General features: G+C 42.4%; 26 protein-coding genes. 13 read left to right on the forward strand and 13 right to left on the reverse strand.

Features of this window, described 5'->3' with window-relative positions; genetic code table 11:
• Nucleotides 1-31 precede the first annotated feature (31 nt).
• Nucleotides 32-3238: a tetratricopeptide repeat protein gene (locus DLD82_RS08485; RefSeq protein ID WP_181391338.1), complete on the reverse strand. Its 3207-nt coding sequence runs from the start codon at nt 3236-3238 to the stop codon at nt 32-34.
• A gap of 249 nt (nt 3239-3487) precedes the next feature.
• Nucleotides 3488-3940 (reverse strand): GNAT family N-acetyltransferase, encoded by a 453-nt coding sequence (locus DLD82_RS08490; RefSeq protein ID WP_109940688.1) that lies wholly within the window; start codon nt 3938-3940, stop codon nt 3488-3490.
• 114 nt (nt 3941-4054) lie between these two features.
• Here DLD82_RS08490 and DLD82_RS08495 point away from each other — a divergent pair, with 114 nt between their 5' ends.
• The 6 genes from DLD82_RS08495 to DLD82_RS08520 all read left to right on the forward strand — a co-directional run bounded on the left by DLD82_RS08495 (nt 4055) and on the right by DLD82_RS08520 (nt 9092).
• A complete protein-coding gene (locus DLD82_RS08495; RefSeq protein ID WP_109940689.1) occupies nt 4055-4558 on the forward strand; it encodes a MarR family transcriptional regulator in 504 nt (167 codons plus the stop codon).
• 22 nt (nt 4559-4580) lie between these two features.
• The gene (locus DLD82_RS08500; protein WP_109940690.1) at nt 4581-5099 is read left to right on the forward strand and encodes a GNAT family N-acetyltransferase; all 519 of its coding nucleotides are present in this window, start codon (nt 4581-4583) and stop codon (nt 5097-5099) included.
• A gap of 205 nt (nt 5100-5304) precedes the next feature.
• Nucleotides 5305-6885 carry a PKD domain-containing protein gene (locus DLD82_RS08505; RefSeq protein ID WP_109940691.1) on the forward strand — a complete coding sequence of 527 codons (1581 nt, stop codon included), beginning with the start codon at nt 5305-5307 and terminating at the stop codon, nt 6883-6885.
• 10 nt (nt 6886-6895) lie between these two features.
• Nucleotides 6896-7411 carry a hypothetical protein gene (locus DLD82_RS08510; protein WP_109940692.1) on the forward strand — a complete coding sequence of 172 codons (516 nt, stop codon included), beginning with the start codon at nt 6896-6898 and terminating at the stop codon, nt 7409-7411.
• An 11-nt stretch (nt 7412-7422) separates the two neighbouring features.
• The gene (locus DLD82_RS08515) at nt 7423-7722 is read left to right on the forward strand and encodes a DUF4389 domain-containing protein (protein WP_109940693.1); all 300 of its coding nucleotides are present in this window, start codon (nt 7423-7425) and stop codon (nt 7720-7722) included.
• Between the two features lie 26 nt (nt 7723-7748).
• Nucleotides 7749-9092 carry a pyridoxal phosphate-dependent aminotransferase gene (locus tag DLD82_RS08520; protein WP_109940694.1) on the forward strand — a complete coding sequence of 448 codons (1344 nt, stop codon included), beginning with the start codon at nt 7749-7751 and terminating at the stop codon, nt 9090-9092.
• Between the two features lie 8 nt (nt 9093-9100).
• Here DLD82_RS08520 and DLD82_RS08525 read toward each other — a convergent pair whose 3' ends face one another.
• Entirely contained in the window at nt 9101-9829 is a 729-nt protein-coding gene (locus tag DLD82_RS08525) for a S8 family serine peptidase (RefSeq protein WP_109940695.1), read from the reverse strand.
• Nucleotides 9830-9909: 80 nt separating this feature from the next.
• On the opposite strand from DLD82_RS08525, the gene DLD82_RS08530 reads away from it, so the two are divergent.
• Nucleotides 9910-11100 (forward strand): aminotransferase-like domain-containing protein, encoded by a 1191-nt coding sequence (locus tag DLD82_RS08530; RefSeq protein WP_109940696.1) that lies wholly within the window; start codon nt 9910-9912, stop codon nt 11098-11100.
• A 48-nt stretch (nt 11101-11148) separates the two neighbouring features.
• Complete coding sequence (locus DLD82_RS08535; RefSeq protein WP_109940697.1) at nt 11149-11721, forward strand: tetratricopeptide repeat protein; 573 nt, start codon at nt 11149-11151, stop codon at nt 11719-11721.
• A gap of 11 nt (nt 11722-11732) precedes the next feature.
• Here the strand turns inward: DLD82_RS08535 and DLD82_RS08540 are convergent, their stop codons facing one another.
• Both DLD82_RS08540 and DLD82_RS08545 read right to left on the reverse strand, forming a co-directional pair.
• The gene (locus DLD82_RS08540) at nt 11733-12800 is read right to left on the reverse strand and encodes an ABC transporter permease (protein WP_245920400.1); all 1068 of its coding nucleotides are present in this window, start codon (nt 12798-12800) and stop codon (nt 11733-11735) included.
• A complete protein-coding gene (locus tag DLD82_RS08545; protein WP_342764568.1) occupies nt 12797-14548 on the reverse strand; it encodes an ABC transporter permease in 1752 nt (583 codons plus the stop codon). The genes DLD82_RS08540 and DLD82_RS08545 overlap by 4 nt, the downstream gene beginning before the upstream one ends.
• 144 nt (nt 14549-14692) lie before the next feature.
• On the opposite strand from DLD82_RS08545, the gene DLD82_RS08550 reads away from it, so the two are divergent.
• Nucleotides 14693-15574 carry an ABC transporter ATP-binding protein gene (locus DLD82_RS08550; protein WP_109940699.1) on the forward strand — a complete coding sequence of 294 codons (882 nt, stop codon included), beginning with the start codon at nt 14693-14695 and terminating at the stop codon, nt 15572-15574.
• Here DLD82_RS08550 and DLD82_RS08555 read toward each other — a convergent pair whose 3' ends face one another.
• From DLD82_RS08555 to dinB, 5 genes are all read right to left on the reverse strand, one after another.
• Complete coding sequence (locus tag DLD82_RS08555; RefSeq protein ID WP_181391339.1) at nt 15575-16621, reverse strand: 6-phosphofructokinase; 1047 nt, start codon at nt 16619-16621, stop codon at nt 15575-15577.
• Nucleotides 16611-17522 (reverse strand): beta/alpha barrel domain-containing protein, encoded by a 912-nt coding sequence (locus DLD82_RS08560; RefSeq protein WP_109940751.1) that lies wholly within the window; start codon nt 17520-17522, stop codon nt 16611-16613. Before DLD82_RS08560 ends, DLD82_RS08555 begins: the two co-directional genes overlap by 11 nt.
• A gap of 91 nt (nt 17523-17613) precedes the next feature.
• A complete protein-coding gene (locus DLD82_RS08565) occupies nt 17614-17856 on the reverse strand; it encodes a hypothetical protein (RefSeq protein WP_109940700.1) in 243 nt (80 codons plus the stop codon).
• 59 nt (nt 17857-17915) lie between these two features.
• Nucleotides 17916-18218 carry a hypothetical protein gene (locus tag DLD82_RS08570; RefSeq protein ID WP_109940701.1) on the reverse strand — a complete coding sequence of 101 codons (303 nt, stop codon included), beginning with the start codon at nt 18216-18218 and terminating at the stop codon, nt 17916-17918.
• 69 nt (nt 18219-18287) lie between these two features.
• Nucleotides 18288-19376: a DNA polymerase IV gene (dinB, locus tag DLD82_RS08575; protein WP_109940702.1), complete on the reverse strand. Its 1089-nt coding sequence runs from the start codon at nt 19374-19376 to the stop codon at nt 18288-18290.
• 473 nt (nt 19377-19849) lie between these two features.
• Here dinB and DLD82_RS08580 point away from each other — a divergent pair, with 473 nt between their 5' ends.
• Together DLD82_RS08580 and DLD82_RS08585 are read left to right on the forward strand one after the other, a co-directional pair.
• Complete coding sequence (locus DLD82_RS08580) at nt 19850-20224, forward strand: hypothetical protein (protein WP_109940703.1); 375 nt, start codon at nt 19850-19852, stop codon at nt 20222-20224.
• 52 nt (nt 20225-20276) lie between these two features.
• Nucleotides 20277-22340, forward strand: a complete 2064-nt coding sequence (locus DLD82_RS08585; protein ID WP_109940704.1) for an acetate--CoA ligase family protein — start codon at nt 20277-20279, stop codon at nt 22338-22340.
• 5 nt (nt 22341-22345) lie between these two features.
• Here DLD82_RS08585 and DLD82_RS08590 read toward each other — a convergent pair whose 3' ends face one another.
• Nucleotides 22346-22996, reverse strand: a complete 651-nt coding sequence (locus DLD82_RS08590) for a response regulator (RefSeq protein ID WP_109940705.1) — start codon at nt 22994-22996, stop codon at nt 22346-22348.
• A gap of 109 nt (nt 22997-23105) precedes the next feature.
• On the opposite strand from DLD82_RS08590, the gene DLD82_RS08595 reads away from it, so the two are divergent.
• Together DLD82_RS08595 and DLD82_RS08600 are read left to right on the forward strand one after the other, a co-directional pair.
• Complete coding sequence (locus DLD82_RS08595) at nt 23106-23801, forward strand: endonuclease III domain-containing protein (protein WP_109940706.1); 696 nt, start codon at nt 23106-23108, stop codon at nt 23799-23801.
• 3 nt (nt 23802-23804) lie between these two features.
• A complete protein-coding gene (locus DLD82_RS08600) occupies nt 23805-24764 on the forward strand; it encodes a DUF7544 domain-containing protein (protein ID WP_109940707.1) in 960 nt (319 codons plus the stop codon).
• 15 nt (nt 24765-24779) lie between these two features.
• On the opposite strand, the gene DLD82_RS08605 is transcribed toward DLD82_RS08600, so the two are convergent.
• Nucleotides 24780-25622: an energy-coupling factor transporter transmembrane component T family protein gene (locus tag DLD82_RS08605; RefSeq protein WP_109940708.1), complete on the reverse strand. Its 843-nt coding sequence runs from the start codon at nt 25620-25622 to the stop codon at nt 24780-24782.
• The gene (locus DLD82_RS08610) at nt 25619-26452 is read right to left on the reverse strand and encodes an ATP-binding cassette domain-containing protein (protein WP_109940709.1); all 834 of its coding nucleotides are present in this window, start codon (nt 26450-26452) and stop codon (nt 25619-25621) included. Before DLD82_RS08610 ends, DLD82_RS08605 begins: the two co-directional genes overlap by 4 nt.
• Nucleotides 26453-26585: the final 133 nt, after the last annotated feature.

Here is a 26585-nt window from a genome sequence, read left to right on the forward strand (position 1 = left end):
AAAAACATCTGCAGTTCCGGTACCAGATAGACTATGATGCCGGAGTGTTTTTCTGCTGAAGATACCGCATCTTCCTTGACAGTAAAAGCCCAATAGATGGATCGCCACCCAGTGAAAATGTCCGTTCATGAGCTACTGCTGCTTCTTCAAACCTTCCTGCATTTTGCAGGGAATCAGCTTTTAAAAACCATGCATGGGCGTTTGAGTCATCTGCAGCAAGAATACGCTCGAGGGCTGCTGCAGCGGCATCGTGATCTGCGGTAATCCAGAGTAATTCAGCATATAATAACCAGGCCTCATTATTTTCCGGAGCTTTATCTATTACACGCCGGATAAGAGAAAGTGCTTCAGAATAGGTATCAGAGTCATAGAGTGTCTTCACTCTTGATAGCAGAAGGACAGGATCATCCGGAATCTGACGAAGCGCTTCCTCCACGGCGTGTGCTGCAGCTTCTTCCCGACCCAGGGACTGCTCAATTTCAGCTTTTAGTTGCCATGCTTTTGCATTATCCGGATCCTTTTCAAGCACCTGGTCAAGAGAAGGAATTGCAGAATCAAGTTCTCCGGATTTAAAAAGACTTTGTGCATACCGGAATAACAAATCTGTATCTACCGGCTTTAAAAGAACCGCCTGTGATAATGCAGCAGATGCAGGGGAAAACTGACCCTGATTATAGAGAGCTTTACCCTTCATTTCCCAGATTTCAGGATCATCCGGGACAACTTCGAGATACTGCTCAAGGCGTGGGATTGATAACGCACATTTACCTGACCGATATAAGGAAATACCAAGCCTTCTGATAAGGTCCGGATCCTCCTGTACGAATTCGGATGCTTTTTCATAACATTCAGATGCCAGTTCATACTGCATAAGTGCTTCATGGGCAGCGCCTTTTCGTTTCCATAACTCGCCATTCTGGGGATCAGATGAGAGTACTCTTCCAAGAATATCTATTGCTTCGGAGTACTTTTCCGCCTCATAGAGCACAATACCCTGTAATGATAACAATTTCTTATTATTTGGCGCATATTTACAGGCCTCTGAAAGAGCATTGGCAGCTTCTTCAAACAGACCCTGAGCACGTTCGATTTCTGCTTTGAGTTTCCATAATTCCGGATTCTTCTCATCGCGGGACAAGAGTCGGGTTACTTTAGTATATGCCTCACGAAACTGGCCGGTATGATACAAAGCCCTTGCGTACCCAAACAGAACCATGGCATCATTAGATTGAGGTTCAGTTATCAGAGCATATGTCTGACATGCTCCCCGGTATGAACCAATAGATGCCTGGATTCTGGCTTTTATAATGAGAGAGTCGGCATTGGACGGAGAGAGTTCAAGAGCTTTTCCAATGGATTGAAGTGCATCAGAGAATGATTTCCGGGAGTTCTGGACATCTGCGAGGAGATACCAGGCCTCAAATAACTGGTCATTGATTGCCAGAGAGTGCTTTAAAATAAATTCTGCTTTTTGCAGTTCTTTCAAAGATACAAGAGCTTTTGCATGATAAAACCATGCCTGGTAATCTTCAGGATTGTTATCTTCAACCTGTTCAAAACAGGTGATCGCTTCATGAAATTGAAAGAGTTCAAGAAGTGTAAGCCCTTCCCAAAAAAAGGAGTCATAGTGATCCTTATCTAATTTTAAGGCTTCCCTGAAATGATGAAGAGCTGCTTCGTATTGTTTTAACTCGTACTGAGCAACACCCAGGAGGAACAGAACTTCAGCATCAGGCCCGAAAAGTTCAATAAACCGTTCACATGCCTTTATTACCTTATTATTTTCGTGCTCATAGGCAAGAGCGTTCAGATAAATAAGCCAGCTGTCGACAGGAATCGGACCTCTTTTACAGGCACGTTCAAATGAGACTACAGACTGATCGTATTCTCCGAGCTCAAAACTGGTGATCGCATGATTCAACCAGGACTCCGGTCTTGAACTTTTTGCTTCTGCAGCATGTTCAAATGACTCAAGTGCTGCCGGGTGGCTGTCAAGAAGCCGTAGAGCAAGACCACGCTGATTCCAGGCAACGGTATTTTCAGGATCCAGTTCCAGGGCTTTTTCATATGCCGCGATAGCATCCTGGTATTGTCCGCGTTCAGTCTGAGTATCGCCAAGCATTATCCAGGGGTTAACTTTCTTTGGGTTTAGCTGGGTTGCATGAGTATATGCTGCTGCAGCCCGGCTGAACTCATACTGGGCTGTTGCTACCATTCCGATGCCAATCCAGGCATTAAAATTTTTGGGGTTTAATTTTAATGACTGCTGAAATGATTTCATAGAGTCTTTGTACCATTTTAATTTGTACAGAGCCGCCCCATGGTTGTGCCATACAGAGGAATTATCCGGACCTAATTGTAATGCACGATTAAATGCCTGTAATGCACTATCATATTTTTTCAGGTGCATAAGGGTCAGACCATGATTATTATAAAAGGTAACAGACTCCTGACCTTCATTTACAATCTGGTTTAATATATCAGTAACAGTAGATTTGTCATCAGAACATTCCGCTTTCAGAATAGAATAAGTATACCGGGTCTCAAGATCCCAGGGCTCAATTTTTAGTGCCTGTTCATATGCTCCAATCGCCTGAGAGATATCACCCAAATCTGCATAGAGATCTGCAATCATCCTCCATGCATCAGCATATTCCTGATCAATTTTTAACGCTTTTTTTAAGGCATCAATAGCCTGATCACGTTCTTCTAAATGGACAAGGGTATTTGCCAGCCCAAAAAAAGCAACCGGATCATCAGGGTTTATTTCGATGGCAAAAGAATACGCATCCAGTCCGTCCTGGTATTCTCCAAGTTGTACATGAGAATATCCCTTCAGCACCCATACTTCTGCCTGGTCTGCCCCCCAGTCAATAGCCATATCCAGGTCAGATAATGCATCTTTAAACTTAGCCAGGGCAAGAAAACAGGCTCCCCGGTACATCCAGCCCTGTGGATTGTCGGATTCACGATCAACAACCCGGGTTAATACCGGGATTGCTTCTTTATACATCCCGACTTCATGCATGGAAATTCCAAGACGAAGTTCTGCATTCAGGTTGTCCGGGTCATACTTGAGAGCGTTCCGGTACATCTTGATGGCATCACGGTGGCGTTCCTGCTTTGCCAGGACATAACCAGTCTGAAACCATAGTTCGGAATTTTCAGGATCGACACGGAGACCTTCTTTGAATGCGTAGTATGCCCGGTCATATTGGTCTTTTTTGAGGAACGCCATCCCCATTGAAAGCCATTTCTGAACTTTCTCAGATATTCCTGTCTCTTTTATAGGACATATCCCCTGGTACGTAGCATATGGTTATTTTGTCTGCCCAGATACTGCATATGATACATCAATCATATGAGGAATATACTATTCCATTATCGTCAGTATCAAAGAGGAGGATCTTCGAAAAAATCCTGTTTTTATCACAACAATTTATCGCAATTATTCAAAGATTTTTTTTCCGGAACCAAAGACGAAAAATTAAATTTTTTCTATCGAACAGGTTATCCATTCCTGGTTAAAAGACGGGGAATATTTCCGGTAAAAATTGATCGCTGGCTCATTCCAGTCAAGAACCTGCCAGAGAACCCCATTCAGATTTTTTCTTTTTGCATCAGCAAGGACTGCATCAAACAGTTTTTTTCCAATACCAAGGCCTCGGTATTCCTTTGTTACGACGATATCTTCCAGATATAGCCGCTTCCCTTTCCAGGTTGAGTATCGAATATAATATAACGCAAATCCAACAATCATTCCATCAGTTTCTGCAACAAAAGCCCACCAGACCGGAGATTCCCCAAATCCGGATTCTTCAAAATGATTAAGGGATACCTCTACTTCATGAAGTGCCCGTTCATATTCTGCAAGTTCGCGGATGAGTTCCAAAAGTCGTGGACAGTCAGGAAGAATTGCAGGACGAATAGTTATGTTCATCAGTCTCTAATATTTTGTATTTACAAGGTAATATCCATTAGTCAGAGAAATTGGGAAAACTTATTCTCTCAAAAAACCATACGGCCGGAAATTTAAAAATTCAAGGCAGAATTCATGGCATCTCAAAAAACATATGCAGAATTAACAGATATCCTAATCAGGGTAATAAACCAGGCGGTCCAGATAGAACATATTCCTGTTGATTTAGGCCAGGGGGAAAAACTTACTCCATCAGAAATACACATCATCGATATTGCAGGCAGATTTCCGGAAGAGAATTTAAAATCTATTGCAGCAAGATTGGGAGTCACAAAGGGAGCTATTTCTCAGATGGTTAAAAAACTGGAGGAAAAACAATATTTACACAGAAAAAAAAGTGAGGATAATAAAAAAACAGTTTTTATTGAACTTACTGAATCCGGAAAAATCGTATTTAACTGGCACTCAAACCTCCATGACAGAATTTATGCAGAATTCCAGGAAGAATTATTTGAATTTCAGGATGAGGATCTTATCACAGCAATCGGGATCCTAAAAAAATACGAACAGATTCTTAAAAACAGCATCAGAATCAGAGATCATCATAACCCTATGAAAGATAGCGGGAAAATTTTATAGTTTAGAGTCTAAACTATTTTCGATGACACTAAAAGATACTCAAGATTTTCTGTATTCTCAAATTTCTACAGAAGATGGAGAAGAAATTATCAGGATATTTAATTATTACATCGAGAATTCTGATGCCGCCTTTTTAGAAAGTTCCGTCACAATCTCATTTTTTGAACAATTAAAGCCATTGCTTGAACACTACCCAAACGTTGCGGTTTGGGAGAGTTATGGAAATTTCATCGGTTTTGGATTGATGAGACCACATAATCCTCTTCCGGCATTTAAACAAACAGTAATAATCACCTATTTTATTGACCCCGGATACACAGGCAAAGGAATTGGAACAGAACTCCTTCAGATTCTGGAAACAAAGGCCAGGGAGAAGGGTATAAAAACTATTCTAGCCGAAATATCATCCAGAAATGAAGGGAGTATCAGATTTCATGAACATCATGGATTTACGATACAGGGTAGGTTTATTGAGGTTGGAATAAAAAATGGGATTCCTTTTGATACTATATGGATGCAAAAAAATATTCATTGTCAGTAAATCAAAAACCGCGGATTAATAAGCGCGGTTTCAGGAGAATAAAGTAAGAGGGATGAGATAGAAGGGATAAAAAGAAAACCACAGGATTGGTAAGACATTTTTTTTATGCTTTTTTGCCTTGACAAGTATCAGGGTCTTTTTTTGAGTCAATATACCGCAAATTTTATAAATTTTTTTAGTGATATTAAAAGCAGGATATATTTTTATGAAATATAATGGCAAGGTGTTGTTATTAATCGGGGTAGAGATATTATTGGTATCTTTTCTGATTATCGGTCAATCGGTGGGTGATGACTCACAACTGTTGATCCCCTATGAGGATATCGCAAAACCAATCCCGGGTGTTCCAATTCACCCGATAATGGACATATCGGTAAAACAAGCTGAAGAACACCATAAAAAGATGGTTGAATCTCCACATGCTCACACTTTTTTACCGGCATCCATCCAGATGATACCGGAGTATAAACCTAAAGGGAGTGTTAACCTGCTCCAGTATTACGCGTATAATCCCGAAGAGCGAGATCAGGGAACCTGTGGGAATTGCTGGGTCTGGTCAGGAACCGCTTCAGCTGCAATTCAACATGGAATAAAAAACAGTATCACCGATGATCTCTCAGTTCAACTTTTTAATTCGTATTATCAGAGTGGGGGAACTGATACCGTTGGTGCATGTTGTGGGGGATTCATGGATGTTTTTGCAGACGTATATGAAAAAATCGGGTATTTCATACCTCTGACAAATAAGGGAGCAGAATATTATGACCGCAACGCAACCACCTGCAAATCACAAAAACAATTGAATGAAATTGACACGAATTTCAGTTATCCGATAAAATCAATCAATTATGGTGCAATAGACACTACATCATCAAATTCAGATGCAATAATCAATATAAAAAGAATGCTCGATTCAGGATATCCAGTTGATATTGCTGCATATTTTACTTCTGAAGAATATACTGCATTCAATAATTTCTGGTCATTGTATACTGAAGATTATTTATTCCAGTGGGGAGGAGTGGAAGCAAACCGGACAAATTCTGGTGGCCATGAGATGCTTATCATCGGGTATGAAGATGACACTGTTTTACCATACTGGGAAATTCTGAACAGCTGGGGTACTGCAGATGGGAACCGGACAAGAGGAACATTTAGAATGCCTCAGAATATTGATTATGTCAATTCATACGTAAATATCGGTGGAGAAAGATATGCCCAGTTTACCTTCGATGTGGTTGACGTTGAATTTGAAAATTATTCACCGGTTCCAACCCAGACGCCTGATCCTTCTGTTCCATTAACAGCATCTTTCTCTCTTGACAAATCATCAGGAGTCATCCCCTTATTTGTCAATTTCACCAGTTCATCGACCGGAGCTCCGGAACACTGGAACTGGGATTTTGGAGATAACTCGTATTCTACTCTAAAAAATCCACGGCATTTATACATGGTACCTGGAAATTATAATGTCACGTTATCCGTAACCAGAGGGGGTCTGACTTCAGTAACAATGCCGGTTACAATACATGTAAAACCGCCTTACCAGCCGGTAAAAGCCTTCCCGGATGAGAAGGGAGGATCTTATCCCGTTCCAACCGATGATGATGATGATGGCCTGTTTGAGGACATTAACGGGAACGGATGGCTTGAATATGGTGACCCGAAACTGTTGTTTGAGCAGATTTCATATGCCATAAATTCAGAACCGGTCACTCAATTTGACTTTGATGGTAGCGGTTTTATCGGATATGGTGATGTGGTGAAATTATACCAGATGGTATGAGGTATTAATCATGAAAAACACTCAATTTATTCTTGGACTGCTGGCCTCACTCGTAATTTGCATCGCAATAATCACCCCGGCTTCTGCCTATTCACTATTGTTCTTCAATCCATCGGTAGTAGAATCAAATCCGGGAGAAACACCCGCAGTTGACCTCATGATGGAGGGATTTGATTCAGGTATTTCCGGGTATTCACTGTATCTGACGCTTGATAACCCATCAGTCGCATCATTTGGGGAGATTCTCTTTCCAGCATGGGTATCGATGAACAGAGTTGTAACCATCAACAGTTCAACGGTATTAATTCAGGGTGCAGACCTGGGTAATCAGGTAGAACCCGGAATCCCATCAGAGAAACTGGCAACCATATCAATTCATGCCAATACCGCCGGATATGCAACATTGCATGTCGATCCGGTTATGATTGATGATGACCGGCATGGAAGGTATGACTTGGTGAGTAAAACCGCAAGCATCGTCATCTCAGGTGCAGGACCAAGCCCTGTAATTCCTGCATCACAGTAAACGAGGTAAAAATGAAAGAATTATTTGCATATGAAGAAAAAGCCAGCAGAATTGAACTATTCATACGGATAATATACAGTATTATTATCGGAATTGTGCTTTCCATATATGGTTTCATTGCAGGTATCTGTTTAATAATTCAGTTTTTCGTCGTCCTTATCCTAGGGAGAAGATCCCAGAGCCTTTCGGATTTTATCCAGGGATATCTGGAATATTACGTCCATATCCTTTCGTATACTTCTTTCATGACCGATGAAAGGCCCGGAATACTACCTGTTTCTGTTACCATCTACGAAGAAGGGAAAGATTAATCCGGTCTCTGTGAGACTTCTCTCTCATGGCCGGCATTATTATCGATGCCAAGGTTGACCGGATTCAGGTTCCGGAAAACCTTCGATATTTAAGACTAATAGAAGAACAAAAGGAGCGTTGCGCTGAAAACGGGTGCCAGGCTCCGATGTTCAAATTCGGACTTGCACAGGTTCCTTTTCCTGTTCCTGCCCCACTCCAAAAAGCGCTTTCACTGCATAGCGGAAAAGGAGGTTATGCAAATCCCATCGGAAATGAAAAACTTCGGGAATCTGTTGCATCATTTTACAAATCCAGGTTTGACATGGAGATCGAACCATACCGGGTTGTTACCGGCCATGGTGCAAAAGGACTGATTTTTTCTCTTTTTACTCTTCTCACCGGTTCTGTAATCATTCCCTCACCTGGCTGGTTAGGTTATCTTCCGCAGCTCCGAATCCTGAATGTTCCCTATTACCGTCTATATACCTCCAGTGTAAATAATTTCAAAATCAAACCGCAGTCTCTTGAAGCAATGCTCAAGGGGCTGGTTAAAACCCAGCATTTATTAATATTAAACAACCCGGGCAATCCGACAGGGGATCTCTATACCAGAGAAGAACTGACGCACATTGCTGAAGTATGTAAAAAATATAACACCCTCATTCTGGCCGATGAAGTATACAGCCTGCTTACTTACAATCAGGATTCTTTTTTCAGTATGGGCACCATCTATCCGGAAGGAACCTTTGTAATCCACAGCCTTTCTGCTGCAATGGGTGCAGGCGGGTACCGGCTTGGAAGTTGCATAATGCCAAAAGGATGTAACCCTGCAGTTATTCGTGATATTGCAAAAATTGCTGCTACTGTCTATACCAGTTCTGCAACGCCTGTTCAGGAAGCAAGTATTGCTGCATACCAGTCAGGCGAAGAGATGGACCAGTATCTCCATGCAGTAAGATCTATCCATCGTATAATGACTACAAAATTATCGGATTTATGCCGTAAGTGCGAGTTCATACGGGTGACTGTCCCAAAGGGAGGATTTTATTTCATGGTAGATATGAATCCACTCACCAATGAATTGCAAAATGCCGGGATCATGTATTCAAATGACCTGGCACCGGCGATGGCTTCACACCCGTATCACATTGCTACAGTTACCGGAGAGGCAATGATGGCCCCCTATGGAGATTTCTATATAAGATTCGCGGTAACCGATTATGATGGAGAGGAAGCACTCCTGGAATTTTTGGATAAACCTCCAAAAACTCCGGATGAAGAGGAGAGATTCTTTAGAAAATATGGTTCACGAATGATTGAAGGCATAGAGATGTTTAAAAAATGGGTGCAGGATATCAGGGATGGTTCATTCAAAATGTCCGTACCCTGATTCTTTTCTTAACTTTCATCCGTCTTTTCAATGCTGACCTCGTAATCAGGTTCAACAAATAACACAGGAGTCTGGTTTGAATATGCACTTACTCCTTCCTCCAGTGTCATTTTATCCGGGAGTTCAATAAGTTGCAATCCTGAAAGACCATCAGCAGTATAATCTTTCACCATTGTTGCATTGAGTGAGATATGTGTCGTGTTCGCAAATTCATTCAGTTTTTCAGTATCTGAAAAAGCGCTTACATTAAACTGGACAAGCAGCCGGAGTGGATTTTCCACGGTATTATTCACTGCTTTCGTTGAAACCGGCTTTTCATCTTCTTTTTCTTCTGTCTGATTGCTGGTGCTCTCTATTGTATACACTGCATTGGGTTCGGCGTACAGGACATACGGAAGACTCTCATAATACGCTGTTCCCTCCTCAACGGTCATTCCGGGAGGAAGCAATACCAACTGAAGACCATCAAGACCCAGATCCTCATAATCCATCTCAACAGTTGCGCCAATATACTCGTGGGATGCTTGTGCTGCATGTTGCAGCGCAGTGGTATTCCAGAGATCCGGGTTGAATCGTACAAGAATTTCAGACTGCATAGTGGTATTGTTTACCGCATCTACTGGATCCGTTACATCGTTACCCCCCTTAGAAACCTGAGTATTGCCATCAGCAAAGACATATACTCCGAGGAGGATTACAAACCCCAAAACCAGCACCAGACCAATTGACTTGTGCATAATGAGGATATTGGAGATTGTGAGATAATAGGCTTGTTGTACATCAAAAGAATTTCCAGCTATAAAGTCAACCTTTCAACATGAGTTTACGGGAAGGGAAGCCAACTTATCGGTTTGCTTCCTGCATGAACCATCTTCCGGTTTCATTTCTTGATGAATTATTCAGGATCTCGGCAGTTCCCGGACTAATCTCATTCGCGGGCGGGCTTCCGGATGCATCGTTTTTTGATCTGGAGGGGATAAAAGCTGCTGCCGACAGAGTATTTCAAGAACAAGGTAAAAACGCCCTTCAGTATACAACAACAGACGGATACCTTCCTCTTAGGGAAGAAATATCCAAACGATATAAAAGGCGGCTTGGACTTGACATTAATCCGGACGAGATCCAGATTGTAAACGGATCACAACAATCTCTTGACCTGGTTGCAAAAATTTTAACGAATCCTGGTGATACAATCCTGATTGAACGACCAGGGTACCTGGGGGCAATTGAAGCATTTTCATTTTACCGCCCAAGATTTTCCGGAATAAATCCTGATAAAGAGGGTCCGGACATTGAGATTCTTAAAACGAGGCTTTTTGAGGATAATCCCGTATTTTTTTATGGAATTCCTAATTCACAAAACCCGTCAGGCCTGACCTGGTCAGATAAACGCAGACGTGAAGTTGCTGAAATATTGTCAGATACCTCATGTCTTTTTTACGAAGATGATGCATTTGGAGAACTCTTTTTTGATGGAAAACCCAGGCAACCGGTGATGAGATATAATCCGGAAAAGACCATGCTGAGTGGATCATTTTCCAAGATTATTGCTCCCGGTCTTCGAACCGGCTGGATAAGGGCGCCACCAGAAGTATTAACCGCATTTAACCGGGCAAAACAAGCTGCAGATCTGCATTCAAATCTCTTCTCACAGATGATACTTACCGAATATATACAAACTCATGATATTGATAAAAACAGCAGGCAAATGGCAACCGAATATGAAAAAAGATGTAAAATCATGACAGACCTTGTCAAAGATCTGCTTCCGGATACAATAGACCATACAAGGCCAGTGGGAGGTATGTTTATGATGCTCACCCTGCCCGATTCCATGCATTCGATGGAAGTGTTTCATAAAGGGATAAAGAGAGGCGTTGCAGTAATGCCAGGTATCCCGTTTTATACTGACGACGGAGGATGCCGCACAATAAGACTAAATTTTTCTGCTTCATCAGAAGAACAAATTAAAACTGGCATGGAGAGACTGTCAAAGGTTTTCGAATGATGCTCTGATGTCAATGTTCTGATGATTTGAAATAGAGGAATCTGCAACATGTATACCATGGAAAGCCAGGCAGAAGATCCAGCCAAAAAGGCATATATAGAAGGTCTGAAAAAATACCGGGATGGTGAACTGACTGAAGCCTGTGTCTTTTTTACGAGTGCAATTACGGGAGGCATAAGCGATTTTGATATCCTGTATTACCGGGGAATGTGCCACCTTGATGCAGGCAGATATGAAGATGCAATGACTGACTTTGAAGTACTTGTCAGGCAATATCCGGACAATCCGGAATTTCTATTCAGGAGAGGCTTTATCAGGTATAAAACCGGGGATGTTACCGGAGCGATTAATGATTTCACTCAAATTCCCATGGAATATAACGATTTTTCAATCCGTTGGCATTATCTCTCCGTGCTCTATTATAAAACCGGCAATTACGATGATGCTCTCATTGCCATTGAAAAGGCACTCTCAATGTTTCCAACCATGCCCAAAGTATGGTTCAATGCAGGGATCATCATGAAGGCAGGGGGCCTTTCTGACAGGGCAGACCTTGCCCTTCAGACCGCAGCAAAATTAGAACCAAAACTAGGATCTGCAAAACAAGAAATTCTGGAGTAAAAGAATAAAAATCAGGAATACTCTACTTTTTTTACCATATTCCGGACAATAACCGAAAGGATGAGACAACCTGCTATCATGGCCCCCATAACTGCCCAGTGATAGGCCGGTGCTCCTCCGGATGCAAGAAGCACAATGAGATTTACCGGGTTTGAAGGGAATGCCAGGAGAAGCAGCAGGACAATAATGACTGAAGTTGAAAATATAAATTGTGCCTTGGTCCTGTCCCGGTAGTAAACAGCGATTGTTGCTGCAATGAATATCAGCGCAGCGCTGGTGAAAACAACATGAAGAAGCACCTCAACCAGTGATACAATTCTAATCCCGTTAACCGTAAGTAAGATGAGCCATAACCCTGCCTGAACCGGGATAATGGCAATACATGCAAGAATTTTTCCACATACAATCTCTTCAAGAGTTGCAGGCGTGGACCGCAGAGTATCAAGGGTCTGTTGCTGATGCTCTTCTGTGATAAGATCAATAACAAGACCTGCCGATATGATAGCAGGCATAAAGAGGAGCATTGGTATAAGAAGGCCATAAATAAACTCATAAAATGAATTTTGTGCCACGGGCCTTGAAGGAGTCACTTTTATCGGATGATAATCAAGCCGCTCTTTTCTGACATCACGAAGGATGTCTTCATATTCCAGGAGAATATCTTTAATTTTTACCTCGATGACAGTTGACTGAATATCGTTACTAATAGTGTACAGGGTTACCGTAACCGGATCATCAGCATCAGGAGAAGTTTCAGATGGCCATATAACTGCAGCAAGTTTTCTCTCTTTCAGAGCGCCAAGAGCTAATCCCGGATCCATCTTATAAGGCTTGAACGAAGAGTCTCTTTCGAAGAGGTCAAAAAGGACTGAGTTGTTCCCGACAAATCCCACCCCATACTGAATACCAGTAATCCTTCCGTACATGGATGGATCATACATTGCAGAAAGACCCACCATCAGAAATGACGAAAACATTGCAATAAAAAGTTGAAGCAGTATTGCCAGGATGATAGTTTTTTCAGAACCAAGGCTCCGGAGTTCTTTTTTTGCAATAATCCATACCAGAGAAAGATTCACCAGAGCCACCCCTTCAGCATATACAGATTGTATACCGTATGAACAATTGTAGCGATAGCAATTCCGACAGGCAGTGCATTCTTACCCCATATCTTCAAAACCGTTCCAGTGCATAAAACCGTCACGGTGTGGAGAAGAAACGGGATCCAGAGCAGACCAATTGAGAGAAACAGGGCAGCCCCGAAGATTGAATCTGCAATCTGTGAAATGGTAGCAAATAACAGAAGTTTCTCTCCAAGTAAAAACCCAAACCCAATCAGTACAGAGGAGAATACCACAACCTTCCAGGTAAGAACAGGAAGACGATGAGATATCAGGGCCACAAACCCGGCTGCTTTTACCATCTCCTCGGTGAATGCTGCAAGGACCATAATAAGAATTAATGAAAACGGCATAGGAAGGTTAAAAAAGAGCACTAAATACATCATCTGTGCCATGAAAACGAACGGGATGGTCATGATGGTGATAAGAATCAAAGACAGGAACCAGTACCTGGTTGATACAAGAGCACCCAGATACATAGCAAGAGTATCCAACAGACTTTTTTCAGTAAAAAGCTGTTCCTCATGGAAATTTTTGATGCAGATAGCAAAGAGAATGATACTGGTCAGGTAAAATAGCGCTGTAGAATAGAAATAATCGGTGAGGGTATACCCGGTACCGTCAATAACGTGAACGACCAGGGTAACCGGCGAGAGAAGGCTCACAATATGTACATTTGCAAAAATACTAGGAAAGAACAGGTATGATGTTGCAATCGTCGAGAAAAATATGGAGATGAAGGAGAGTTCCTTGTAGCTCCGGGATACCATCCCGATAAAGAGTGCAAATGATAAAAAGAAAAGAATCACCGGGATCAGGGGAAGAATTGCAGTTATGTCTGCTTTAACAGTAAAAAGAATGGCAATAACGATAAGAAGCATTCCCCCGGCATAGGGGATCATCTTGCCAAATACGATGATAACCGGATGGACCGGCGATGCTATCAATGCCTCACCCTGACGAAGGGTTCTCTCATTCATGATGCTCATCATGAAAAACTGGGATGAAAAATAAAGTGGAAAGATAAAGACAAATATGAAGATGATTGTATCAAATGGGAGAGGTGGAGAGAGCATCGACGGGATCCGCAGTTCTCCGAGAGCTTCCTGTTGCTTGAGAATATCAGTATAACGTCCCAGTTGATCGGTTCCCCGTGCCGCTTCCTGTTCAAGTTGGATCCGGAGTTCGTCCATATCTGCCGGCAGGATTCCTGAAGGAGGCGCAATATCTGTTTCAGGTTCATCAGGTTCTGGAGGGAGCTCGGTTGCCCGTCTTGGTGCCGCAACCTGCTGTCCTCCCTGGGTTGCCAGAAAATCTAGTTCGCTTACGATATATTCACTATCAATCCAGACCGGATACGCTGCAAAAAGATCTTCCTGCTGCCGGTAGAGATGGTCAACATATGACTGGTAATCACGTTCAAAACTTTTCTGTGCTGCAGCTCCTTTATCACCATTGGTTCGGAGGAGAGAGCCGTCCCTGATTGCAAGGTCAAGACCCATTGACCTGATATTTTGAATATCAGAAGGGAGAGAATAGACAAGATATCGTGGATCATTACCAATAATATCAAGATAAACCGGACTATCGACACCAATCCGGTACATACCATCCTGGAGATGAATTCCTTTTTCCGTGATAAATCCACTTACCGCTACCAGGAGGATCAGAAGTACTATCGCAACGGGAAGAAGATCACGAGTCATCGTTCCCGAAAAACGTTTTATTTCCCATCTTGCTATGGTTAGAAGTTGAGAAAGTGCCTCCATTAGCGTGATAGTTCGCCGGGATGGTATATCAATCCTTACCGTAAATCTTTAATGTAGCAGAAACAAGGAGCATACATCAGTATGATAGAAGCATCCTCCCTTTCCAAACAATATGGAGATATGTATGCCCTCTCCGATGTTTCATTTACCTGTAGGGAAGGAGAAATATTCGGGATTATCGGGCATAACGGAGCAGGAAAAACCACACTTCTGAAGATCCTCTCAGGTCTTATCCTGCCTTCTTCAGGCTCATTAGTGATTGGCAATCTTGACCTCATCAGCGATCCGATGCAGGTACGATCCCAGATCGGCTATCTTCCGGAAGAATCACGATTGTATGAGACCATGCTGGTACCCGATTATCTCAGTTTTTTCGGTGAGATATATGGCCTTGATAAAACCACCATCCGGGCACGGGCAGACCTCCTTCTTGCCCAGTTATCCCTCCAACCAGAAGAAAAAAGAATAGGTAATCTGTCTAAGGGTATGAAAAGAAAGGTTGCAATCGCAAGATCACTCATTCACGATCCTTCAATTCTTATCTATGATGAACCAGGGTCTGGTCTTGATCCCATGACCACCCGGTTTATTATTGAGTACCTGAAGCAACTCAGAATGCAGGGTAAAACCATCATTCTTTCTGCGCACAACCTTGCACAGGTTGAGGAGATCTGTGACCATGTGATGATCCTCAAGCGGGGAAAAGTGATAGTATATGGCACCATGCCCGAGCTTCGTGAACAGTTTGGATCCATCAGGTACGAGATCTGGTATATTTATCCTGAAAACCAGACCCCTGAAATTGCCGCTGAGCTTAATGGTAATCTCTGGATGTCTGTTGCGCATTCCATCGAAGAACTCAATATAATGACAGGCACCATTACAACAAATGGAGGAACTGTCGAAAGAATTGAATCGAGATACCCCTCCCTTGAGGAAATTCTGGTAAAAATAGGTAAATAATTAATAAAATATTTTTGCCATCTCGTAGAGATCCGGATCAACTTTTTTCTGAGTGATTGCATCGCTGAGTGGAATAGAGATAATTTTGTCGCCATGAAGTGCAACCATGACACCATACTTGCCTTCGTGAATTTGTTCCACTGCTTTTACTCCATACCGTGTAGCCAGTACACGGTCATGAGCAGTCGGAGTTCCTCCACGCTGAACATGTCCTAGAACAGTGACCCTGGTTTCTGATCCAATACGCTCCTCTATTGCCCTGCCCAGGAGATGACCGATTCCTCCAAGTTGTTCGTGTCCGAACTCATCCACTTTTGAAGAAGCGGTAGCAAAACCCATCATATCTTTTGGCTTTGCCCCTTCGGCAATGACAACGATAGAGAACTTCTTGCCCCTCTCACGACGAGTCCGAAGTCCCTCGCAGACATCCTCAATATCGAATGGCACTTCCGGAATCAGGATCTGGTCAGCACCCCCGGCTATTCCGGCGATGGTTGCAATCCACCCAGCATGCCTCCCCATTACTTCCAGAACCATGATCCGGTGATGAGATTCTGCAGTTGTGTGAAGCCGGTCAATGGCATCGGTTACGATGGATACTGCCGTATCAAAACCGAAGGTGTAATCTGTACCGGATAAGTCATTGTCAATTGTTTTTGGAATACCCACAACCGGAATCTTCATCTGGTGCAGACGGGTTGCAACACTGAGCGTGTCGTCTCCACCCACTGCTACAATTGCATCAAGACCGAACTTTTTAATGTTCGTCAGCATCTGCTGGGTCTGTTCTTCACTCTTTAACGGGTTTGTTCGTGAGGTTCCAAGAATGGTCCCACCTTTTGGAAGAATACCGGTGACAGAAAATTCTGTTAACGGTTCGACATCCCCTTCAACAATCCCTTTCCATCCATTTCTGATCCCGACAACTGAGTATCCGTACAGGTGAGCAGTTTTCACTACTGCACGGATCACAGCATTCAGACCGGGACAGTCTCCTCCTCCGGTTAAAATGCCAATAGTTTTAATGGAACACTCTTTAGTCACCATGGTAAACCTTAAGTGCGTCTTCTACTGAAGCCCCATCCACGGTTATTGCGTAGATGGCATTACACATCCGAACCGCTTCATCCAGCGATTTCTGATGGATATTTCTTCCGGTTGCATTCCCGCTGCATCCCCCAATGTGTATCTGTTCCCAGAGCTGGGTAAGGAATGTTGTCGCATCCACACTGGAACCACCTGCACAAACCACTTTTGTTCTTCCTGCTGCAAGGGTAGCCTCCCTGATAAGTTCTGCAGATGAGGCACCTTCACCTTTGGGTGGATTCACTTTCACAAAATCTGCTCCAAGACAGGCTGCTACCCCTGCCGCACCTGCAATGAGGTGAGCATCTTTTTCATTTCCAACCGCTTTTCCACGTGGGTAAATCCAGAGAACTGCAACAAGACCATTGCGGTGGGCTTCAAAGATTACCTGTGCGGCAGTACGAAGCATCTCTGATTCATATTCGGATCCAAGGTAGATGGTGTAACCAATACCCAGGATGTTCAGCTTACTGCTTTTTCTGAATGCAACAACCTGGTCAATGGTATGGAGCAGATTGGAAAATGGTTCTGCCTGGGATTTAGGTACAAGATGGGTTTTGGAATTAATTTTTATGAGATATGGAACCTTGGGATAATCAGCACCGTATCTTGCAACAAGGCCGAGTTGTACAGCTAAACATCCGATTTTTGCTTTTGATGCAATCCGGAAAAGGTGCTCAGGGTCATGGTCGTCCGCGTGTATCCCGTCACCATAAAAATCATCATTAAGATGTTCAACCTTCTGGTCTCCGGCAAAAAGCATCAGACGACCAGAATCATGAGTAATTGTTTTTATATTGCGAATATACGTATCCTGCTCACTTTTTGGGACATCAAGGGGAACTGCATAGGTTTTGCTCATGCCATTTCTCTTACTTTTTGGACAGATAAACATTACTTTGAATGCTGAGAAAAAAAGATATCAGGAAAAAAGAAAGATCGGAAAATAGGGATTAACGGACCTGAATTACCTTTTCTTCATTATTTCGGAGACGTGTCCGTATCCAGGTTACAGCATCCAGTTTATTTTTAAATGCCGCAATATTCACCTGTTCGCCATCTTTCAGATGTGCCCTGAGTATAGCCTTTTCCACAATAACCTGCCCTTTTCTATCCTTCGTTACCTCTACAACGAGGAACTTCTGAATGTAGTCCAGGTTAATTATCTGTGTACCGACATCAAGCCATTTGGGCATATTTGCAACCGAATGTACGAAGAGCAGGATGCGCCTTTATTCTCATCAGGAACGTTCCCTCATTTAATAATACGATCTCGTGCCTGATTAATAAACTCTATACTTTCCTGACGAATTTCCTCACAGGATTGCACAATATCACTGCATATGCCGTCAAGTTTCCGGCCTAGTGCCAGTCTGCCTTCCTGAGTAGAGAAAAGATCGCTTCCTGCGGAAAATAATTCATCTATCCCTTTTCCTATCTGACCTGCTGCGAACCGAAGACGTGTTTCAATAGTATCATTCACATCTTCAGAAGGAGATTCCGGTTCCCTATCATCAACCCATCTCCCTTTATCAAAATGACCCCCTGACGCTCCCATAGTAGTATGTGTATTTAGTGAATTTATCAATCCTTGTTTTTTAATGCTAGTAATATATAAATAAAGAAGTCAGGCCTCATTATCAGGAAGGTAATCCAGAAGGGTCTTTTGCACCGGGTCAAGCAGGACAAGTCCCGAGCATCTGACACCTATAAGACGCACTGGTTCACCAGTCCAGATTTCTGCAAACAGGGAATTAATAGTTTTTTGTAAAATACGGGCATCACGCACAGGTTGCATAAAACTTACCGATTTTGTCCGGGTAATAAAATTTCTGTTCCGAATCCGGATACCAATGGTGCGCGAATACATTCTCCTTTCTGTAAGTTCATGGGAAAGAGAGAGCACCATCAGATTAAGATGTTCCATGATCACTGTCGTATCTATAGCATCTTCGAGGAATGTGCGATCCCGGCTGATGGATTTTCTTGGACCAGACTCACGAAGACCTTCCCGATCAGTTCCGGATGCAATTTCATGAAGACGGACGGCATGACTTCCAAATATTTCCTGTAACACCTGAATATCAGTTCTTACAATATCACCTATGGTAGAGATACCAGCTCGGGCAAGGACACCGGCTGATTTTTTTCCGACTCCGGGTATGGTCAGGACAGGAAGTGGAGATAAAAATCCAGGAAGATCAAATGGAGAGATGACGGTAAGCCCGTTCGGTTTTTGATATTCTGATGCGATCTTTGCATATGTTCGCGAAGGAGCGATGCCAACCGAACAGGTCAGTTTTTCTTGCAAGAGGATCTCCTGCTTGATGTCTGCGGCATGACCAGAGGCATTTTCATATGTCAGGTAAGAAGACAGGTCCATGTATGCTTCATCGATTGAGACCTGTTCTATTTCACCGCCTATTTCCCGGAGCAGACTCATTATCGATTCTGATGCCCGGGCATACTTTCGCATGTCGGGCTTTAAAAAGACAGCCTGGGGACACAGCTCAAATGCACGGGATATCGGCATACCTGAATGTATACCAAAGGTTCTTGCTTCATATGAACAGGTACTGACAACTCCCCGCCCTTTTCCCTCCAGGGGATCAGCACCGATGACCACTGGAAGTCCCTTAAGGTCAGGATTGTCTCGTACTTCAACAGAAGCATAAAATGAATCCATATCCAGATGAAGAATTATTTTCTCTGTCATTGCCAGATAGTTTCCGCAATATAATGGTCACCCATCTTACATCTTCTATCTTATGAACGTATGCAGAAAATGAGTCTTTTCCGAAAGTGAAGATGATCGATAATTCGCCCCATTAATGATTAAAAATAAAAACAAACGCCAAATTAAAATTATTAGGAGAGGATCATTTTATGATTTTTTACTTTCACCCGGTTTACCGAAACCTCATATACTTCTCTCATGACCTTGTAAGTGTGCAGGAACTAACCGGAGCAATACCAACCTGAAAAAATCATTGTCCCCCAAACCCCCACATGCCAGACTCACACGTGACATATGCTCCGGGGACACAGCTGCACAACAATAAACTGAATAAACCCCCCACCCTTTTATCAATTTTATTCGGTTTTTTATGACTGAAATGCAAAGACAAATACTCATGTCCTTGTAGCGCCCACAATTATTGACTCTACTGATAATTATCGGAACACGGAATGGAAGAGAAATTTATGGATTGTTATAATAATTCCAACTGTTCACCAGACAAATGCGGAGGTTGTCCGGGTTGTGGTGGTGAAGCAATTGAAAAGATAACCATTAAAGTTGAATGGAAACACAAGGGACAGACTCCGGAGGATGCAGACGGGATTAATGAGATTATGACCGAACTATCCGGTGAACTCATGGTTTCCGGTGTGGAACTGGTATATATTAATAATTCATTTGGTGAAGATATTCCGAACAATACATCGGCGTTTTTTATTAATGGCCATGCATTATCAGGACTTGCAGAGATTCCGACATCCGGACCCGTTTCCCAGGAACAATTGAGGAAAGGAATTTTCCAGGCACTGCTAAAAAATCTCTAACCAGGATCATCCTTATCTTATACTTATTCTAAATTCACCTTCAGGAGGAATCATGGAGAAAAAACTCCTTCCTGAATATGAAGGATACCAGATCCTGAATAAAAACGGGATATCAGTTCCAAATTATATTTTTGCGAATTCTCATGACGAAGCAATTAACGCCGCGGAACGCATGGGTTATCCGGTGGTCCTGAAGGTGGTATCACCCCAGGTAATCCATAAATCAGATGCCGGGGGAGTTGCCCTGAATCTCTCTTGTTCGGATGCATTGAAAACCGCGCTTGAGCAAATGGACATCCGGGTAAAAACTGCAGTTCCTGATGCTGAAATTTCCGGATATATGGTAGTGCAGGAAGTCCCTCAGGGGACAGAGTTCCTGATTGGAGGAAAGATTGACCCGTCCTTTGGAAAGATAATCACCGTCGGGATGGGAGGTATTCTCGTAGAGTTACTCCATGACTTCTCCATGCGGGTTCTTCCGGTATCTGACGGAGAATACCGGGAAATGATTCGGGAAATGAGTGGATACAAACTTATTACCGGATTTAGAGGGAGGAAACCACTGGATGAGGAGGCCCTGTTCTCACTCCTTTCATTTGCGGGAAAAATGTTTTTTAATGATGATCGAATCATTGAATTTGACATCAATCCGGTTATCCTCTATGAAAAGGGTGCTTTTGCGGTGGATGCGCGCATTTATGTACAATCGGAAGAACAGATCATACAAAAACCTGAACTAATCCTCTCAAAGGTTCCGGATATTTTGCACCCTGCTTCAATTGCTGTTGTTGGTGCATCTACAAATCCTGGAAAAGTAGGATATGCCGTCTTTCGTAACCTGCTCAATTTTAAAGGGAAACTCTACCCCATAAATCCTCATGCTGAAGACATTCTCGGGATTCCGGTATTTAAAACTCTTTCAGACATACCAGAACCCGTTGAAATGGTAGTAGTTGCCATTCCGGCTCCGAAGGTGCCAGAAATTATCCTGGAAGCAGGGAAAAAGGGAGTGAAAGTTGCAGTTATTCTGACTGCCGGATTCAGGGAAAATGGTGAAAAGGGGAGACTGATTGAGGATGAACTTGTCAGAGTTGCAAGGGAGACAGGCATCAGAATTGTGGGCCCGAATTGTCTTGGAATTATTATCCCCCCGCTCGAACTGAATGCAACTTTTGATGTGCAGTCACCCTTATCTGGTCAAATCGGATTTATTTCCCAAAGTGGTGCAATTATCACTACAGTTCTGGACTGGTCAATAACACGAAGAATCGGATTTTCTTCAGTGATAAGTGTTGGAAACCAGAGTGATATGGGTTTTATGGAGTATCTGCAGGTACTTGACCAGGATCCGATGACTTATGCAATCATATTATATGTAGAAGAAATCCGCGACGGGAGAGAGTTCTTAGAATACGCTGCGACAATGCGTGGAAGAAAACCAATTATTGCTCTGAAATCAGGTTCGTCTCTTCGTGGACAGGAAGCAGCATCCTCACATACCGGTTCACTTGCAGGTAGCTTTGAAACATATGTTGCTGCATTCAGACAAGTTGGTATTATTCCCACACTTTCTCTCAATGAAGCGTTTGATATCGCACGGCTGGTCGTATCTGAAGGATACCCAAGAGGAAAACGAACCATTATTCTGACAAATGCAGGAGGTTTTGGAGTTTTGGCATCAGATTATGCAGAAAAATGTAATCTTGAAATGATAAACCTTCCTGAAATAGTATTGGATGAACTAAATAAGATTCTTCCAGACCTCTGGTCTCATAGTAATCCGGTAGATCTGCTGGGAGATTCCAATGCATCACGTTTTGCACGGGTTTTTGATGTTCTGATAAAATATCAGAACTTCTGGGACATTGCAATTGTAATTACCTCCCCTGTTGCGACGATGGATCCCAAAAACCTGGCCCATGAAATGATACGACTTTCCAGATTTACCAGATCAATGGTGGTTGGCTGCCTTTTGGGTGGTGACTCAATGAAATCGGCTATTGACATGCTGGGAGAAGCACATATTCCTAATTATCAGGATCTACAGGATGCATTCAGGGCTGTGGGAGCCATCATCAGTTCATGTGTAGTAGATGGATGTGATATAAAAAAATAACGTAATCACTCAGGAATGACCGGAACCATTCCGGTAATCCTGAAGTCAATTTCTTTTGCTACCCTTTCATATTCAGTATTAATTTTTTCAAGGAATTTGTTGTAATCATCAGGCCCATAGGTTTCGCTGTCACTTGTCACATGCTGACTCCCATATCGCTCTTCAAGTATTATTAAAAGTTTTTTTGCAACATTTATTGTGCGATATAAATGAGCCAGCCTCCGGATTTTCTCTTCAGGATAACCAGCGCGAAGTCCCTGATTGATAATATCATTAATTGAGCGAACCTTATCCAATGCATTTACGATGTGATCAATACACCGTTTTGGGGTTATCGGCTTCATGATGTAATCTTCTATACAATAGGAAAACTGCTCGGCTTCTTTATAGGTCAGATTTTTCCCAGTCTGCATGATGACGGGAATATTTTTTAACTCATCAATTCTTTTAAGCCGGTTAAGTGTTTCCCACCCATCCATGGGTTCCATCATCATGTCAAGAAGAATCAGGTCAGGACGATAAGGGGTGTCAAGAAGCTCCAGACACTCCTGCCCGCCCAGGACGCCTTCAGTTCTGAACCCGTATCTATTGAGCCCTATCACAAATAATTCGTTGAGGGCGGGTTCATCATCTACAATTAAGACATTTGGTGGCATGGATGTACCTGTCTAATGAAACTGATATGCATTCTACTGCATTAAATAATACCGGATTGGATCAAAAGAACCTTTCTAGATAAATTCCAATAATGATGGGATTTTCAGAATGTCAGAGTGGACCGGAACAGACCTTCTCCTATTTTACAAAGCATTAAACGAAGCTCATGGCTCACAAAACTGGTGGCCATCTGATACTCCGTTTGAAACAATTATCGGGACAATACTTGCCCAGAATGTATCCTGGAAAGGTGCACATGACGCAGTTCGTGCGTTAACAAAAGCAAACCTGATGGAACCAGCTAAATTGTACCGTGCCGGATCTGATATAATAACTCCTCTTATCCGCTCCTCCCGATATTATAACCAGAAAACTCAGAAAATCCTTTTGTTTGTTAATTTTTTTCTAAAAAAATATGATGGATCGATAAACAGGATGGCAGAAATGCCTACAGGAGAGGTACGATCAGAACTCCTTGCTCTTTCAGGATTCGGACCAGAAACGGTGGACTCTATCCTTCTCTATGCTCTTGAAAAACCAGTTTTTGTTGTTGATGCTTACACTCGCCGAATCGGGGCCAGGCAGGGTTGGTTTCCAGAAACATCTACCTATGAACAGATGCAGGATTTTTTTATGAGACGAATATCACCAGATGTCTATCTTTACAATGATTATCATGCTCAGATAGTTTTTCTCGGAAACCACATATGTAAGAAAAATCCCGTGTGCGCAATCTGTCCGGTCAAAAACTATCCAGGCCTTCATGAATGCGAATATGCAAAAATGGAAAACACAAGAGTTTAATTTATGGGTGAGTATCAGGCAATACTGGCAATAGGACCGGCTCTTAACTACACAAAAAGCAGGTTCTGGCCCCCGCATCCGGGCAGAATTTTTCGTCTTTTTATAATTGCTTTTTTCATCGGTGCATGGATGACAGGCCCCTTTCCATCAGATATCTCATTCACAGATATCCCCTATCTTTCCTCTTTAACAACAGAGGGTGGAATGACTGATGAAACCAGCCATATATCCATGGTCATCACAGCGATTCTTCTTATCTTACTAATCTATTCACTATTCAGTTCAATATTCCAGTTTATTTTTGTTGACTACCTCTCAACCGGAACAGAAAAATTGCTGTCATCATTTCGGAAAAGAATTGGAATGGGGATCAGGCTCCTGGGATTTTATCTGGCGATAATCCTCATTATAGGTTTTTGTGGGGCAATTGCAATATTATTCATAGCAATACCAGTCTTAATTGCTAATCCGGATAATCCGGTACAATTCCTGGTTGCCCTTGTGTATACTCTTACAGGACTGCTCATCATGATAATACCTGCCTGGATACTGACAATAATCACAACTGATTTTGTCGTTCCGGTCATGATTGTCCACAAATGTGGAATAATAGGAGGCTGGAAGATTATTATCAGGGAATTTTCAGGCAGATGGGATGAGACCGGAGTATACCTCCTGATAAAGATCTTTATTAATATAGTAACCGGAGTTGTGATAGGATTCCTCATCGCGGGTATCCTGGAAATTTTTGGGTTTTCTTCACTTGTACTAATTCCCGGACTGCAGCCTGCCGGATCTTTAACATCAACAGAATTTATTTTCCCGGTTGTCGTAATGGGAGGAATCACTCTGATAGTGATGACTCCGGTTGTGACGTTCCTTCGATATTATGCCCTTATATTTCTCCAAAACCTTTCGGAGACCTATTCCCTGCTCCCAGAGGTTTTTTCAGATAGAAATTAAAACATCCTACCTGCATTACCAGGGAAAAACTATGGTGACCTGAAAAGGATCATACCAGCAGAAAAACGGAATAATAATTAAAAAAGACAGACCTATTACCAGAAAGAGAATATCTGTAATCACCAAGGGTTTTTTCCGGATGAAAATATAACTATCCCTCCCATACCCCCGGCACAGCATACTGGCGTATGTCCGCTCACCCTGTTCAAGTGACCGGATAAACAAAGAACCCATCATATACCCCATATTTACAATACGATATTTATAAGGCAGAGCACGATTGAAGGGATCAAACAATCTTGTACTTAAAGAATCGGTGACTTTCCGGTAAATAATTCCGAATACATAGAGATAGCGGATCATCATTGCAAGGGCAAGAATAAGTTCAGGTGGAACTTTTAACCTCCCGGCGGCTTCAAGAAGATCCTGAAGAGTAGTTGTGGATGAAAGAAGGACGATAAAAGAGTAACAGACAAGGAATTTTATTAGAAGGATTGAGGCAAACTGAACAGATTCATAAAAAATCTGTATCCCGAAAGGGAACTCAACAAGGGTATGATATTCAGAATAATAACGATTTTTAAAAAATATCTGAAACCCACACAACATAAATCCGAAAGGCAGGGCGATGAGAAGACGGCGGAAATATATTACCGGAGATATGCGGGAAAAAAACCAGAGAATTAGAAACAATAGAAAAAAAACAAGCCCTACATCATACACAGCAGGAGAATATGGTACCGATACCATTGAAATGATGGCTGCACAACAAAAGATCAGTTTTACTCTTGCATCAAGGGAATGAATAAAACTCTTTTGAGAAGAGACTTCTTCGAGGTCAAACAGTTCTTCAATCATGCCATTTTTCCAAAGGCTTTCAGGAAGGATTTTTCTGCCTGATCATACGTATATCCCATTTCGATATTTACACCCTGATTTTGAAGCGATGAGATGAGTTTTGGAAGTACAGGAACATCGAGTCTGACACTGGTAAGAAGATCAGGCTTCGAGAATATTTCAGAGACGGTTCCTTCAGCAACAAACTCACCCCGATTCATTACATAGATGTAGTCTGCGAGTTCAGCAGCAAGTGAAAGACTATGAGTTGAGAAAATTACAGTCATCCCGTATGTATCAGAAAAGTTACGGATAAACCGGGTAATTTCCCGAATACCCTGGGGATCAAGGCCTGCAGTTGGCTCATCCAGTACCAGAACCTGCGGTTCCATTGCAATTATTCCAGCAATGGCGACCCTTTTCTTTTCTCCTCCGGAAAGATGGTGTGGAACCCGGGTCCGGTATTCCTCAAGACCTACAATTTTCAAGGCTTCATTCACCCGGTGTCGTACTGATTCTTCATCAAGCCCGATGTTCATGGGACCAAAAGCCACGTCCTGTTCAACCGTCGGTGAGAAGATCTGATCATCCGGATTCTGAAATACAAGACCTATGGTTTTTCTTACTTCCCGGATATTTTCCTTTGTTATCTGTTCTCCTCTGACAAGGATTTTTCCGCTGGTGGGTTTCAGAACTCCGTTAAAATGCTTAAAGAGTGTACTTTTTCCTGCCCCATTCGGACCGATTATTGCAATTCTGATATTTCGAGGTGCTACAAAAGAAATGTTACGAAGAGCATCGATATTTCCTTTATAAGTATGACAAAGATGTTGCGTTTCAAGGATGTGCATTTATCCGCTCCAATCCAGATTTTGAAATAACATGAAAAATTCCAGAAATTTCTGCAGTATTAGAGATACATGATCTGCAATAAAATGATACTGAAATAACTCCCATTTATGAAAAATATTAGAGATTAATGAA

It is taken from the genome of Methanospirillum stamsii (assembly GCF_003173335.1).
Taxonomy (GTDB): Archaea; Halobacteriota; Methanomicrobia; order Methanomicrobiales; family Methanospirillaceae; genus Methanospirillum; species Methanospirillum stamsii.